The organism is Arthrobacter methylotrophus (assembly GCF_039539965.1).
GTDB lineage: Bacteria > Actinomycetota > Actinomycetes > Actinomycetales > Micrococcaceae > Arthrobacter > Arthrobacter methylotrophus.
Genome location: NZ_BAABED010000001.1, coordinates 1,494,590 through 1,509,130, shown reverse-complemented (window position 1 = coordinate 1,509,130; position 14,541 = coordinate 1,494,590). Strand labels below are relative to the sequence as shown.

The 14,541-nt window shown below is 64.0% G+C and carries 13 protein-coding genes; 6 read left to right on the top strand and 7 right to left on the bottom strand.

All coding sequences use genetic code 11. The features are described from left to right. The first annotated feature begins 347 nt into the window (after window positions 1-347). The 6 genes from tkt to pgl are packed head-to-tail and all read left to right on the top strand — an operon-like array spanning window position 348 to window position 8,606. Window positions 348-2,465 carry a transketolase gene (gene tkt, locus ABD884_RS07310; RefSeq protein WP_345054667.1) on the top strand — a complete coding sequence of 706 codons (2,118 nt, stop codon included), beginning with the start codon at window positions 348-350 and terminating at the stop codon, window positions 2,463-2,465. 57 nt (window positions 2,466-2,522) lie between these two features. Continuing rightward, complete coding sequence (gene tal, locus ABD884_RS07305; RefSeq protein WP_345041628.1) at window positions 2,523-3,641, top strand: transaldolase; 1,119 nt, start codon at window positions 2,523-2,525, stop codon at window positions 3,639-3,641. 5 nt (window positions 3,642-3,646) lie between these two features. Further along, the gene (locus ABD884_RS07300) at window positions 3,647-5,278 is read left to right on the top strand and encodes a glucose-6-phosphate isomerase (protein ID WP_345041622.1); all 1,632 of its coding nucleotides are present in this window, start codon (window positions 3,647-3,649) and stop codon (window positions 5,276-5,278) included. Between the two features lie 15 nt (window positions 5,279-5,293). After that, window positions 5,294-6,859 carry a glucose-6-phosphate dehydrogenase gene (gene zwf, locus ABD884_RS07295; protein WP_345041618.1) on the top strand — a complete coding sequence of 522 codons (1,566 nt, stop codon included), beginning with the start codon at window positions 5,294-5,296 and terminating at the stop codon, window positions 6,857-6,859. Then, window positions 6,856-7,779 (top strand): glucose-6-phosphate dehydrogenase assembly protein OpcA, encoded by a 924-nt coding sequence (locus ABD884_RS07290; RefSeq protein ID WP_345041610.1) that lies wholly within the window; start codon window positions 6,856-6,858, stop codon window positions 7,777-7,779. The genes zwf and ABD884_RS07290 overlap by 4 nt, the downstream gene beginning before the upstream one ends. A gap of 8 nt (window positions 7,780-7,787) precedes the next feature. After that, the gene (gene pgl, locus ABD884_RS07285) at window positions 7,788-8,606 is read left to right on the top strand and encodes a 6-phosphogluconolactonase (RefSeq protein WP_345041603.1); all 819 of its coding nucleotides are present in this window, start codon (window positions 7,788-7,790) and stop codon (window positions 8,604-8,606) included. Here pgl and ABD884_RS07280 read toward each other — a convergent pair. The 7 genes from ABD884_RS07280 to whiA all read right to left on the bottom strand — a co-directional run bounded on the left by ABD884_RS07280 (window position 8,559) and on the right by whiA (window position 14,532). Further along, window positions 8,559-8,957 (bottom strand): RNA polymerase-binding protein RbpA, encoded by a 399-nt coding sequence (locus ABD884_RS07280; protein ID WP_345041594.1) that lies wholly within the window; start codon window positions 8,955-8,957, stop codon window positions 8,559-8,561. The genes pgl and ABD884_RS07280 overlap by 48 nt on opposite strands. A gap of 125 nt (window positions 8,958-9,082) precedes the next feature. Next, window positions 9,083-9,340, bottom strand: a complete 258-nt coding sequence (gene secG / locus ABD884_RS07275; protein ID WP_028267343.1) for a preprotein translocase subunit SecG — start codon at window positions 9,338-9,340, stop codon at window positions 9,083-9,085. A 47-nt stretch (window positions 9,341-9,387) separates the two neighbouring features. Further along, window positions 9,388-10,203 carry a triose-phosphate isomerase gene (tpiA, locus tag ABD884_RS07270; RefSeq protein ID WP_345041572.1) on the bottom strand — a complete coding sequence of 272 codons (816 nt, stop codon included), beginning with the start codon at window positions 10,201-10,203 and terminating at the stop codon, window positions 9,388-9,390. Between the two features lie 83 nt (window positions 10,204-10,286). After that, window positions 10,287-11,513: a phosphoglycerate kinase gene (locus tag ABD884_RS07265; protein ID WP_345041566.1), complete on the bottom strand. Its 1,227-nt coding sequence runs from the start codon at window positions 11,511-11,513 to the stop codon at window positions 10,287-10,289. A gap of 9 nt (window positions 11,514-11,522) precedes the next feature. After that, the gene (gene gap, locus ABD884_RS07260) at window positions 11,523-12,533 is read right to left on the bottom strand and encodes a type I glyceraldehyde-3-phosphate dehydrogenase (protein WP_345041547.1); all 1,011 of its coding nucleotides are present in this window, start codon (window positions 12,531-12,533) and stop codon (window positions 11,523-11,525) included. 285 nt (window positions 12,534-12,818) lie between these two features. Then, window positions 12,819-13,442, bottom strand: a complete 624-nt coding sequence (locus ABD884_RS07255; RefSeq protein WP_028267347.1) for a superoxide dismutase — start codon at window positions 13,440-13,442, stop codon at window positions 12,819-12,821. A gap of 109 nt (window positions 13,443-13,551) precedes the next feature. Continuing rightward, on the bottom strand, window positions 13,552-14,532 hold the full coding sequence (gene whiA, locus ABD884_RS07250; RefSeq protein ID WP_345041536.1) for a DNA-binding protein WhiA: 981 nt from the start codon (window positions 14,530-14,532) through the stop codon (window positions 13,552-13,554). Window positions 14,533-14,541 lie beyond the last annotated feature (9 nt).

Genomic DNA, 14,541 nt, shown 5'->3' with positions numbered 1-14,541 from the left:
TATCATACCGTGGCCCGCTCGGCGCGGCGGCACCGGCGAACTTTCCTTTGTTTCCGAAAGTTCACCGGCACTTTCGCGTCGCCGTGATTCATAAAGCGGAATTTGCGTGCATTTTTTGAGATTCCCACCATTTCGGGCCGCGAAGCGGGCTAAGCTGTCTGCAGATCAGCTCACGCAGGTTTCCGAGAAAGCGTATTCTCAGATTTGCATGTCTGGATGAAAGATCAACGATTCAATGGTGAACGGCTGGTAGACACTTCGCAGCGGGCGCCATCCTGTGCCCCGAGGCCTGCCATGTCCCACCCCCAGCCGTCAGCACAGAGAGGGGCTCGGTTCCCGTGCCACATTTGGAAGAGCAAGAACTGACTTGGACCAGCCTGGACCAACGGGCGGTAGATACCATCCGCGTTTTGGCCGCTGACGCCGTGGAGAAGGTCGGTAATGGTCATCCGGGCACGGCCATGAGCTTGGCGCCGGCCGCGTACCTTCTTTTCCAGAAGCTGATGCGCCACGACCCGAAGCACCCGGACTGGATCGGCCGTGACCGGTTCATCCTCTCCCCCGGACACACCTCGCTGACCCTGTACATCCAGTTGTTCCTTTCCGGCTACGGGTTGGAGCTGAAGGACCTCGAAGCGCTGCGTACCTGGGGCTCGCTCACCCCGGGGCACCCGGAATACAAGCACACCGCGGGTGTGGAGATCACTACGGGCCCGTTGGGTCAGGGTCTGGCGTCCTCGGTGGGCTTTGCGTATTCCCAGCGCCGGATGCGGGGTTTGTTCGACGCCGATGCTCCTGCCGGCGAGAGCCCGTTCGACCACACCATCTGGGTCATTGCTTCCGACGGCGACCTCCAGGAAGGCGTGACTTCGGAGGCTTCCTCCCTGGCCGGGCACCAGGAGCTGGGCAATCTTGTGGTGGTTTACGACGAGAACCACATTTCGATCGAGGACGACACCGACATCGCGTTCACCGAGGACGTGCTCAAGCGTTACGAGGCGTATGGCTGGCACACGCAGCGGGTGGACTGGACCCGGACGGGTGAATACGTCGAGGATGTCCAGGAGCTGTACTCGGCTTTGCTGGCCGCGAAGGCGGAGACTTCCAAGCCCTCGATCATTTCGCTGCGGACCATTATCGGTTACCCGGCGCCGAAGAAGCAGAACACGGGCAAGATCCACGGTTCGGCCCTGGGTGCCGAGGAAGTCGCGGCCCTGAAGGAGGTTCTGGGCTTTGACCCGGCCAGGTCCTTCGAGGTTGACCAGGACGTCCTGGCACACGCCCGTGCCGTCGTCGAACGCGGTGCAGCCGAGCGCAGCGAATGGCAGGCATCCTTCGAGGCATGGCAGACCGCCAACCCCGAGGGTGCTGCGCTGCTGGAGCGGATCGAGGCTAAGAAGCTTCCGGTCGAACTCGACGCCGCTCTGCCGGTGTTCGAAGCGGGCAAGGACGTCTCGACCCGGGCCGCGTCCGGGAAGGTCCTGAACGCGATCGGTCCGGTTCTTCCGGAGCTGTGGGGCGGTTCGGCGGACCTTGCCGAGTCCAACAACACCACGATCGAGGGTTCGCCGTCGTTCATTCCGGCTTCCCGTTCCACGGGAGCGTGGAAGGGCAACCCGTACGGGCGGGTGCTGCACTTCGGTATCCGCGAGCATGCTGCGGCCTCGATCGTGAACGGCATCTCCCTGCATGGCCGGACGCGGGCGTTCTCGGGTACGTTCCTGATCTTCTCCGATTACCAGAAGCCGGCGATCCGTCTCGGTGCCCTGATGGGTGTCCCGTCGATCTATGTGTGGTCCCATGATTCGATCGGTCTGGGCGAGGACGGCCCGACCCACCAGCCGGTGGAACAGCTCGCTACCCTGCGCGCTATTCCGGGCCTGGACGTGGTCCGTCCCGGTGACGCGAACGAGGTGGGCGTAGCGTGGAAGACCATGTTGGAGAACCACGAGAACCCGGCCGGTATCGTGTTGACCCGTCAGAACATCCCCACCTATGCCCGCGGCGAAGGAGCCGCGAACGGTGACACGTTCGGCTCCCCGGCCGGGGTCGCGAAGGGCGGGTACGTCCTGGCCGAGGCATCCAGGGATGGTGCCACGGTCCCGGCGCAGGTGCTGCTGATCGCCACGGGTTCGGAGGTCCAGCTCGCTGTGAAGGCCCGCGAAGCGCTTCAGGGCGAGGGTATCGCTGCCCGTGTTGTCTCCATGCCGTGCGTGGAGTGGTTCAACAAGCAGGACGCCGCGTACCGTGAGTCGGTGCTCCCGGCCGCCGTGAAGGCCCGTGTCTCGGTCGAGGCAGGCCTTGCCCTGGGCTGGAAGGAATTCGTCGGTGACGCCGGCCGTTCCGTCAGCCTGGAGCACTTCGGTGCCTCGGCGGACTACCAGCGCCTGTTCCAGGAGTTCGGCATCACGGCAGAAGCAGTCGCTGCCGCCGCGAAGGACTCCCTCGCAGGTCTCGGTCACTGAAAAAGCGCCTAAAACGACTTCTACTGCAACGAACAAATTTCCAAGGAGATTAAAGAAATGACTACGACTCCCACCCAGCAACTCTCCGCCGCCGGCGTGTCCATCTGGTTGGATGACCTTTCACGGGAACGTCTTTCCAGCGGCAGCCTGCAGAAGCTCATCGACGAGAAGAACGTTGTCGGTGTGACCACCAACCCGTCGATTTTCCACGCCGCGATCACTTCCGGCAGCGACTACGACGCCGTGATCGCCGGGCTCGCCGCGAAGGGCGCAAGCGTCGAGGAGACGATCTTCGAGATCACCACCACCGATGTTGCCGATGCCTGCGATCTGTTCGCCCCGGTCGCCGCCGCGACCAAGGGCGTGGACGGCCGGGTCTCCATCGAGGTGGATCCCCGCCTGGCGTGGGACACCGAAGGCACCATCGCCGAGGCCAAGCACCTTTACAAGAAGGTCAACAAGGACAACGTCCTGATCAAGATCCCGGCAACCCTGGAAGGCCTCCAGGCCATCACGGCTACCCTGGCCGAGGGCATCAGCGTCAACGTGACCCTGATCTTCTCCCTGGAACGCTACCGGGCCGTCATCAACGCTTTCCAGTCCGGCCTGGAGCTGGCGAAGGAAAACGGTCACGATCTCTCCCGGATCCACTCCGTGGCGTCCTTCTTCGTCTCCCGCGTGGATTCCGAGATCGACAAGCGCCTGGACGCCCTGGGCACCGAGGAAGCCAAGGCCCTCAAGGGCAAGGCAGGCGTGGCCAACGCCCGGCTCGCGTACCAGGTCTACGAAGAGCTGTTCTCCACCGAACGCTGGGCCGTCCTGGCCGAAGCCGGTGCGCTCCCGCAGCGTCCGCTGTGGGCCTCCACGGGTGTGAAGGACCCGGCCTACCCCGACACCCTGTACGTGACCGGACTGGTCGCCGCCGACGTCGTGAACACCATGCCGGAAAAGACCCTCGACGCCACGTTCGATCACGGCGTGGTCACCGGGGACACCATCACGGGCACCTACGAGGAAGCAAACAGCGTCCTGAACGCACTGGAGGGCCTGGGTATTTCCTACAACGACGTCGTCGCCCAGCTTGAGTCCGAGGGCCTGGAGAAGTTCGTGGCCAGCTGGAAGGAACTCCTGGCCGACGTCGAAGGTGCCCTTGCCTCTGCACGGAAGGCTTCCTAACCCACATGAGCACTCTCAGCTACGACGCCAGCGGTGCTGCGCAGCAGGCCATCGAGCAGCACGTCCCGGCACTTGTTGAAGACCGGATTGCCACCAGGATTTTCGCGAAGGACCACACCTTGTGGGGTCCCGATGCCGAATCCGAGTCCGCCATCCGTCTTGGATGGGTGGACGCGGCGACCGTTTCCCGGTCCTTGGTCGAAGGAATCCTGGAACTCCGGGATGCCCTCAGGGCAGAAGGTGTCTCCCGCATTGTCCTGTGTGGCATGGGCGGTTCTTCGCTTGCTCCGGAGGTCATTGCCGGCACCGCCGGCGTCGAGCTGACCGTGCTGGACAGCACCGACCCCGAACAGCTCGGTGCCGCCCTGACGGACCGCCTGGCCCAGACCGCTATCGTGGTCTCGTCCAAGTCCGGCTCTACCGTGGAAACCGACTCGCAGCGACGGGTGTTCGAGCAGGCCTTCACCTTGGCCGGCATCGATGCCAAGAGCCGCATCATCATCGTGACCGATCCGGGGTCCCCGCTGGACAAGGCCTCCCGGGAAGCCGGCTACCGGGCCGTCTTCAACGCGGACCCGAACGTCGGCGGCCGCTTCTCGGCGCTCACGGCTTTCGGGCTGGTCCCCAGCGGCCTCGCCGGAGTCGATATCCAGGCATTCCTGGACGAGGCCGAGGAAGCAGCGGAGATCCTGAACGAGGACTCCCCCGAAAACATCGGGCTCCGGCTCGGCGCTGCCCTGGGCGGCACCACCCCGCTGCGCAACAAGATCCTCATCGTCGAAGACGGCTCCGGCATTGTCGGCTTCGCGGACTGGGCCGAACAACTCATCGCCGAGTCCACCGGCAAGCTCGGCACGGGCGTGCTGCCGGTCGTTGCCGGTCCTTCCGCCCCCGAGGTCAGCAGCGGCGCGGACGACGTCCTGGTGATCCGCCTGGTCGGTGCGGACTCCGACGTCGAACTCGGTGAGAACGAAGCGGCGATCGCCGGTGGCCTGGCCACGCAGATGTTCCTCTGGGAATTCGCCACCTCGGTCGCAGGGCGCCTGCTGGGCATCAACCCCTTCGACCAGCCCGACGTCGAAGCGGCCAAGATCGCCGCGCGCGGCCTGCTGGACGCCCGTCCCGAACCCACCCCCGCCGCGTTCACCGACGGCGCGATCGAAGTACGCGGCGGTGACTGGCTCCGTGGTGCAGCCACCGCAGAGGAAGCCGTCGGAGCCCTCTTGGGAACGCTCGACGACGACAGTTACCTCAGCGTCCAGGCCTACTTCGACCGGATCGCGTACGCCGGGTTCGAGGGTGTCCGTGACGAACTCGCCCGCCTCAGCGGCCGCCCGGTCACCTTCGGCTGGGGTCCGCGCTTCCTGCACTCCACCGGACAGTTCCACAAGGGCGGCCCGGCCATCGGTTCATTCCTGCAGGTAACGGCTTCCGCGAACGGCGACATCGCCATCCCGGAACGGCCGTTCACTTTCGGTCAGCTCATCGCGGCCCAGGCCGCCGGCGATGCCCAGGTCCTGGAGAACCACGGCCGTCCGGTCCTGCGCCTGCACCTCACGGATCGCGGAGCCGGGGTCGCCCAGCTCCAGGACATCATCGCTGCGCTTGCCGGCCAGACCAGCCCGCTCGAAAGCTAAGGCACAAACCCAAACATGCCAGAAACTGAAATCGGTTACAGGTCCACCGGAAAGGCTACCCGCCGCAATCCCCTCCGGGATCCGCGTGACCGCCGTCTGAACCGCATTGCCGGGCCGTCATCGCTGGTGCTCTTCGGAGTCACCGGTGATCTTGCCCGTAAGAAACTCCTTCCCGCAGTGTACGACCTCGCCAACCGGGGGCTGTTGCCGCCGAGTTTCGCGTTGGTCGGCTTTGGCCGGCGCGACTGGAGTAGCGAGGACTTCGCCAACGAGGTCAGGGCGAACGTCAAAGCGTATTCCCGGACGCCGTTTGATGAGGTGGTGTGGGGCCAGCTTTCCGAGGGTATCCGTTTCGTGCAGGGGGAGTTCGATGACGATCAGGCGTTCAAGCGTCTGAGTGCCACTCTTGATGAACTGGATGAGACCCGGGGAACGCGGGGGAATCATGCGTTCTATCTCTCGATTCCGCCCAAGGCCTTCGAGCAGGTCTGCCGGCAGCTCTCCCGCCACGGTCTGGCCCAGGCCGGGGACGGGCAGTGGCGGCGGGTGGTGATCGAGAAGCCCTTCGGTCATGACCTGGAATCCGCCCGGCAGCTGAACGATATTGTGGAGTCCGTGTTCCCGCCGGACGCGGTGTTCCGTATCGATCATTACCTGGGCAAGGAAACGGTGCAGAACATCCTGGCACTGCGTTTCGCGAACCAGCTCTTCGAGCCTTTGTGGAACGCGAACTATGTGGACCATGTCCAGATCACGATGGCCGAGGACATCGGCACGGGGGGCCGTGCAGGGTATTACGACGGCGTCGGGGCGGCACGGGACGTGATCCAGAACCACCTGTTGCAGTTGCTCGCGTTGACGGCCATGGAAGAGCCGATTTCCTTCAACGCCGATGACCTGCGGGCCGAGAAGGAAAAGGTCCTGGCCGCGGTCAGGCTGCCCGAGGACCTGTCCACCCACTCGGCCCGGGGCCAGTTCACCGGCGGCTGGCAAGGCGGGGAACTGGTCCAGGGGTATTTGGACGAGGACGGCATCCCGGCCGATTCGAAGACCGAAACGTTCGCCGCGATCCGCCTGGATATCCATACCCGGCGCTGGGCCGGGGCACCGTTTTACCTGCGTGCCGGTAAACGCCTCGGGCGCCGGGTCACGGAGATCGCCGTGGTGTTCAAACGCGCACCGAACCTGCTCTTCCGCGGGCACGGGGAGGATGACTTCGGTCAGAACGCGGTGGTGATCCGGGTCCAGCCCGACGAGGGCGCCACGATCCGGTTCGGGTCCAAGGTCCCGGGCACGCAGATGGAAGTCCGCGACGTGACCATGGACTTCGGCTACGGGCACTCCTTCACCGAGTCCAGCCCCGAAGCGTACGAACGGCTCATCCTGGACGTGCTCCTGGGCGAACCCCCGCTGTTCCCGCGGCACGCCGAAGTCGAGGAGTCCTGGAAGATCCTTGACCCGTTCGAGGACTACTGGGCGTCCCTGGACGAACAACCCGAACCCTACGCTCCCGGCAGCTGGGGCCCGGCCTCGGCCGATGAGCTGCTTGCCCGCGACGGACGAACCTGGAGAAGGCCATGATCGTAGACCTGCCGGACACCACCACCTCCAAGATCTCCAAGAAGATCACCTCCCTGCGCGAGCAAGGAGGCGTGATCGCCCTCGGACGCGTCCTGACCCTGGTAGTGGTCACCAAATCCGGGCTGGAAGAAGAAGCCATCGAGGCAGCCAACGACGCCAGCCGCGAACACCCCTGCCGCATCATCGTCCTCGCGGACGCCGGCGCCCAGGCACCGACCCGCCTCGACGCCCAGATCCGGGTCGGCGGGGACGCCGGGGCCTCGGAAGTCATCGTGCTGCGCGGCTACGGGGAACTCGCCAAGGAAAGCGAATCCCTCGTCGCGGCCCTGCTCCTGCCCGACGCACCCATCGTGGCCTGGTGGCCGAACGGCGCCCCCGAGAACGCCTGCGAGACCTCCATCGGACGCATCGCGCACCGCCGGATCACCGACTCCGCCAACGAACCCGACCCCGCAGCAGCACTGGCCCGGATCCGGAAAACCTACCGGGCAGGAGACACCGACCTCGCCTGGACACGCCTGACCAACTGGCGCCTCCAACTCGCCGCCGCCCTGGACCAAGTGGACGAATCCCCCGTCACGGCGATCGAAGTCGAGGGCGCCTCCGATTCACCCAGCACCATCCTCCTCGCCGCCTGGCTCACGCTGTTCCTCGAGGCTCCGGTCCAAATCGTCGCCGATCCCGCCGGAACGGGGATCCGCCGCGTGCGGCTCAGCCGTGCCACCGGCGACGTCCAACTGGTCCGCCCCGGACTGACCATCGCCGAACTCACCCAACCAGGCCAGCCCGCCCAACGGATCTCCCTCCCGCGCCGCAGCCTGCGGGACTGCCTCGCCGAAGAACTACGCCGCCTCGACCCGGACGATGTCTTCGGAGAAGTGATTACTATGGGACTGCCCCGAACGAATAGCAAGGAGTGACCGATCCAGTGAGCGCTAACCCCAGAGTAAGCATCCATCCCGACTCCGCTGTCCTTATGGCCGCGATCGCCGCACGACTGATCACCAAGCTGGTGGACGTACAAGACAAGCACGGTGAAGCCACAGTGGTCCTCACCGGCGGCACCGTGGGCATCGGCACCTTGAAAGCGGTTGCCGACTCCCCTGCTGCGCCCGCGGTCGACTGGTCCCGGGTGAACTTCTGGTGGGGTGACGAGCGTTTCGTTGGCAAGGACAGTCAAGACCGCAACACAGTGCAGGCCCGAGAAGCGTTGCTTTCCAGCCTGCCTGTAGATCCCGCCCGGGTGCACGAACCCGGTTCATCGGACGAGTTCGCCACGGCAGAGGACGCCGCGGTGGACTACGCGGCCCGGCTCAAGGCCGCCGCGGAAGCAGAACACGCCGCGGATACTTCGGACAATCGTCCGGAGGAAGCCGGAGAGTTGCCCCGCTTCGATGTCCTTCTCCTAGGCATCGGTCCGGATGCGCACATTGCCTCGCTCTTCCCTGAACAGGCGGGGATCCGCGTGCAGGATCGCACCGTGGTGGGGGTCGAGAACTCCCCCAAGCCACCGCCTTCGAGGATTTCCCTGACCCTCCCCGCCATCAATTCGGCCCAGGAGATCTGGATGGTTGTGGCGGGCGAGGACAAGGCCGGGGCCGTGGGGCTGGCCCTCGCCGGGGCCAATCCGATCCAGGTTCCTGCCTCCGGCCCTAGCGGCCGATCCAGGACCCTGTGGCTCATTGATGAAAATGCGGCCTCACGGGTCCCCCAGCAGCTCATCCGTAAGGATCCTGCGGGCGCGTAGCCGCTTGAGCGCTCCGGCCAGGACCATTTCCGCGTCTTGGCTGGAGCGTCTTTCTTTAACGTAATCCAGGTGACTCTTGACGACTTCTTCGTCCGCCCGCTCCATGGTCGCCTCGCCTTGTTCGCGAACGGCAATCAGACCACATTTCGGGCAGTCCCACCGATACGGAATCTGGTCTTCCGGGAGCTTAATGAAAACGAGCCGCGTCTCGTGTCCCTTGGCGCACCAATAAGGGACACGAATACGCGGCAGGCTCTCGCCAACGAGCGGGTCGGGCTTGTTTCTTGGGGAAGAGCCAGCTGTTACGCCAGCCCGCGTGCCCCGGAAACCTGAAGTACCATGAACCATCATCGATCCCCTTGCGAGCCGGGTGCATGGCGGTGAAGGCCACGGAGCCTAGTCTAATGCGGGGATCCGGATGGCGGCAGACCTGCTTCCGGGCAGTTTTGTTTGCCCGGGAACTGGCCCGCGTGGGTCTAGGAATTACCGCCCGAAGTGAACCTCATAATGAGGCCGAGTCCGATGATCACGACGCCCCAAGTGCAGCCCAAAACGATGGTGAAGCGGTTGAGGTTTCGTTCTGCGACACCCGAAGAACTCAGTCCCGAGCTCATGCCACCGCCAAACATATCGGACAACCCGCCGCCACGCCCCTTGTGCAGGAGGATGAGCAGCGTCAGCAGAAGACTGGTGATGCCCAGCAGAATCTGCAGAATGACTTGAAGAACGTCCACGACGGCCTTTCAGAAGAACGGAAAACGGGAGCGGAACCTGAAACGGACTAAGCCGCGCTAAGGTGGCTCTCGAACCTGACAATGTTAGCAAACTCAGCAGCGTCCAGGCTCGCTCCACCCACCAGCAAGCCGTCCACATCGCCTTCGACCATGATTGCCGCCGCATTGTTGGCCTTCACCGAACCGCCATACAAGAGACGGGTCTTGGCCGCGACGGCATCGCCGAACAAGGATGCGAGCTCGGCGCGGATCGCGGCGCACATTTCCTGCGCGTCTTCGGGACCGGCGACTTCGCCTGTCCCGATAGCCCAGACAGGCTCGTAGGCTACAACCAGTTCGCCTGCCTGTTCTGCGGAGAGACCTTCGACGCCGGCGCGCAACTGGGCCAGGGTGTGCTTGACATGCGTGCCGGCCTGGCGGACTTCAAGGCCCTCGCCGACGCACAAGACCGGCGTCACCCCGTGGCGGAAGGCAGCCTTCACCTTCGCGTTGAGGATCAGGTCGTCCTCGTGGTGGATGGTGCGGCGTTCGCTGTGGCCCACCAGGACGTAGGCGCAACCGAGCTTGTTGAGGAACTGTCCGGAGATGTCTCCCGTGTAGGCTCCCGAGTCGAATTGCGAGAGATCCTGGCCGCCGTAGACCACGTCCAGCTCGTCTCCCTGCACAAGCGTCTGCACACCACGGAGGTCGGTGAACGGCGGGAAGACTGCAACCTCGACCCGGCTGTAATCGTGCTTGGCGTCGGACAAGGTCCATGCCAGCTTCTGCAACAGAGTGATGCCCTGGACGTGGTCCATGTTCATCTTCCAGTTGCCGGCAATAAAGGGCTTTCGAACAAAGTATCCATTGGCAGAAATTGTCATGTGTGCTCCATAAATGCGTTGAGATGGGGAAGCCGGCGGGGCACGCGCCTCTTTTGTGAAGGGCGACCCGCCGGCTGTGTGGCCTAGCGGTCCAGAACGCTCAGGCCGGGAAGATCCTTGCCTTCGAGGTATTCCAGGCTGGCGCCGCCGCCAGTGGAAATGTGGCCGAACTGCGAGTCCTCAAAACCGAGGGTCCGGACTGCCGCAGCAGAGTCTCCACCGCCGACGACGGTGAATGCCGAGGACTCAGTCAATGCCTGGGCGATGGCGCGGGTGCCGCCCGAGAAGGCCTCGAACTCGAAGACGCCCATGGGGCCGTTCCAGAACACGGTCTTCGCGGCCTTGATCTGCTCGGCGAAAGCTGCTGCGGATATCGGTCCGATGTCCAAGCCAATGCCTGCGGCACCGAATGAGCTGTCCTCGATCGCGTCCGCCGCAACCACTTCGTGTTCGGCGTCCGCAGCAAAGCGGCTGGCGACCACGACGTCGGTGGGAATGACGAAGGCAGTACCAGCGTCGGAAGCTCGCTTGAGGTAGTCCTGGACCACGGGAATCTGGTCTGCTTCAAGCAAGCTGCCCGCAACCTTGTGACCGGACGCGGCCAGGAAGGTGAAGAGCATACCCCCACCGACGAGGATGGTGTCTGCTTTGCCCAGGAGGTTGTCGATCACCGCGAGCTTGTCCGAAACCTTGGAGCCGCCGAGAACGACGACGTACGGTCGCTGGGTATCCGTGGTGAGCTTACGCAGTACCTCGACCTCGGTGTGCACGAGGTCTCCTTGGTAGGACGGAAGCCGGGTGGCGACGTCGTAAACGCTGGCATGCTTGCGATGCACGGCGCCGAAGGCGTCATCCACGAAGGCACCGTTCCCGCCGGTCAGGGCGACCAGCTCATCAGCGAAGGCGCCGCGCTCGGCGTCGTCCTTGCTCGTCTCGCGTGCGTCAAAACGGACGTTCTCAAGGACCAGGACGTCGCCGTCCTCGAGGGAGCCGGCGAGTTCCTTGGCGGAGTCGCCCACGGTGTCTTCCGCGAGCTTGACCTTGAACGGTGCGAGCTCCGAAAAGCGCGCCACGGCCGGCTTGAGCGAGTACTTGGGCTCGGGAGCACCCTTGGGGCGTCCGAGGTGGGCGGTGACGAGCACGCGGGCACCGGCGTCCGAGAGCTTTTCGATGACCGGGAGTGAGGCCTTGATGCGGCCGTCGTCGGTCACTGTAGAGCCGTCGAGCGGCACATTCAAGTCACTTCTGACGAGAATATACCGCCCGCGGACACCTTCAGCGATGAGTTCGTTGAGGGTGTGAGATGTCATGTGTCTACCCTAGCCCAGCCTGGATGCGACGAGCTCCGTGAGGTCAACGAGGCGGTTGGAGTAGCCCCATTCATTGTCATACCAGGAAACAACCTTGACCTGGTTGCCGATGACCTTGGTCAATCCGGAATCGAAGATCGAAGAAGCAGATTCGCCGACGATGTCCGAGGAGACGATCGGGTCTGCCGTGTAGCTGAGGATTCCCTTGAACTGCTCGGTCTCCGAGGCTGCCTTGAGGGCTGCGTTGACTTCCTCAACGGTGACTTCGCGGGAAACGGTGACAGTCAGGTCGGTGGCGGAGCCGGTGGGGACCGGAACGCGGATGGCGTAGCCGTCGAGCTTGCCTTTGAGCTCCGGAAGGACGAGCCCGATTGCCTTGGCAGCACCCGTTGAGGTGGGAACCATGTTGATGGCGGCGGCACGGGCGCGCCGAAGATCGTTGTGGGGGCCGTCCTGCAGGTTCTGGTCCGCCGTGTAGGCGTGCACCGTGGTCATGAGGCCGCGCTCGATGCCGAACGCGTCGTTGACAACCTTGGCCAGCGGGCCTAGGCAGTTGGTGGTGCAGGAAGCGTTGGAGATGATGTGGTGCGTCTCGGGGTCGTAAAGCTCGTGGTTGACACCCATGACGATAGTGATGTCTTCGTCGGAAGCCGGAGCGGAAATCAGGACCTTCTTGGCACCGGCATCGATGTGCTTCTGCGCGGCAGCGGCCTTGGTGAAGAAGCCGGTGGATTCGATGACGATGTCCACGCCGAGCTCGGCCCACGGGAGGTTTGCGGGATCGCGCTCTGCGAGGACCTTGATGATCTTGCCGTCAACAATAAGGTTGCCATCCTTGACTTCAACGGGCTGGGTCAGGCGACCGCCGACGGAGTCGTACTTCAACAGGTGGGCGAGCGCCTCGGGGCTGGTGAGGTCGTTGACCGCGACAATTTCGAGATCGGCGCCCTGGGCGAGTGCTGCCCGGAAGTAGTTGCGGCCGATGCGGCCGAAGCCGTTGATTCCAATACGGGTGGTCACTATTCAGTCTCCTTGGTGCTCTTGCAAGCACACCTAGTGAGTCGGATCTTGATTCCAACTAACAATTCCCGCACATCTTTGGGCAGAAGTGATTATCAGATCGGAGGGCGACCAGCCACATTGCTGAAGGCTAACCGCCTTCCGTGACCTATCTTACGTTTAACTACGCCTGCCCCCGCAACTGCGGGGGCAGGCAATCCGGTATTTGGGCGAAATTCACCTGAATGTGAAGTTTGTTACATCCTTGTGTATTCCGCGTCACTCACCGAAACGGCAGGTAATTCCCTACAGAACAATCAGCCCGGTGGCGTTTGCGCGGGCTGCCTCGAAGCGCTTGGCGACGTCTGCCCAGTTGACAATGTTCCAGAATGCCTTGACATAGTCAGCCTTGACGTTCACGTAGTCCAGGTAGAAAGCGTGCTCCCACATGTCCAGCATGAGCAGCGGGGTAGTGCCGACTGCGACGTTGCCCTGCTGGTCGTAGAGCTGCTCGATGAGCAGGTTTCCGCCAATGGGCTCGTAGGCGAGGAAACCCCAACCTGATCCCTGCAAGCCGAGGGCGGCTGCCGTGAACTGGGCGCGGAATGCATCGAAGGAACCGAAGGCGTCGTCGATGGCCGCAGCCAGCTCACCTTCGGGCTTGTCGCCGCCGTCCGGAGAGATGTTGTTCCAGAACACAGAGTGGTTGATGTGGCCACCGGTGTGGAACGCGAGGTCCTTGGAGAGGCGGTTGATGTTGGCGAAGTCGCCCTTGTCGCGGGCCTCGGCCAACTGAGCCAGGGCGTTGTTGGCGCCGGCTACGTAGGCAGCGTGGTGCTTGCTGTGGTGCAGCTCCATGATCTTCGCCGAAATATGCGGCTCAAGTGCTGCGTAGTCGTAGCCGAGCTCGGGCAGTACGTACTCTGTCACGAAATCCTCCAATGTAGTGGACCGGGGTCCGGTTGGTAACTCTCGTATTGTTCATCCGATCGGCGAACCGGCCGGAAATCTACACCCTGATGATTCTAGGGCGGCTGTTTTATTCGTCCATCATTTCGGGGGTCACATTTGCTTCAGTTCCCGGAATGCCCAGGTCTCCAGCCCGCTTGTCCGCCATGGCCAACAGCCGGCGAATCCGCCCCGCGATCGCATCTTTGGTCATGGGCGGATCAGCGAGCCGGCCCAGTTCATCCAAGCTGGCCTGCTTGTGCGCCACCCGGAGTTCGCCTGCGTACTTCAAGTGGTCCGGAACGTCGTCGCCCAGGATTTCCAAGGCCCGGTCCACGCGGGCCCCCGCCGCAACGGCGGCTTGGGCCGAGCGGCGCAGGTTGGCGTCATCGAAGTTCGCGAGCCGGTTGGCGGTAGCCCGGACTTCTTTGCGCATGCGGCGTTCCTCCCACACCATGAGGGCGTCATGGGCGCCCATCCGGGTGAGCAATGCGGCGATGGTGTCGCCGTCACGAATAACCACGCGATCGACGCCGCGTACTTCCCGCGCCTTGGCCTGGATGCCCAAGCGACGGGCGGCTCCCACCAGGGCAAGCGCGGATTCCGGGCCCGGGCACGTTACCTCGAGAGAAGATGAGCGGCCGGGTTCGGTGAGTGAACCGTGCGCCAGGAAAGCGCCGCGCCACACTGCCTCGGCGTCGGACGCCGAACCGTTGACGACGGCGGACGGCAGCCCGCGTACAGGCCGTCCCCGGCCGTCCAAGAGGCCCGTCTGGCGGGCCAGGGCCTCGCCGTCGCGCACGACGCGGACCACGTAGCGGCTACCGCGCCGGAGCCCCCCGCCGGAGACGACGATGATCTCGCTCTGGTGCCCGTACACTTCCGCGATCGCGGCACGCAGTCGCCGCGCCGTGGAGGCCAGGTCAACCTCTGCCTCGATCACAATGCGGCCTGAAATGATGTGCAGTCCGCCGGCAAAACGCAGCATGGCCGAGACCTCGGCCTTGCGGACGGACGACTTCTTGATGTCCAGCCGGGAAAGTTCTTCCTTGACCGATCCGGTCAGTGCCATCGCATGTTC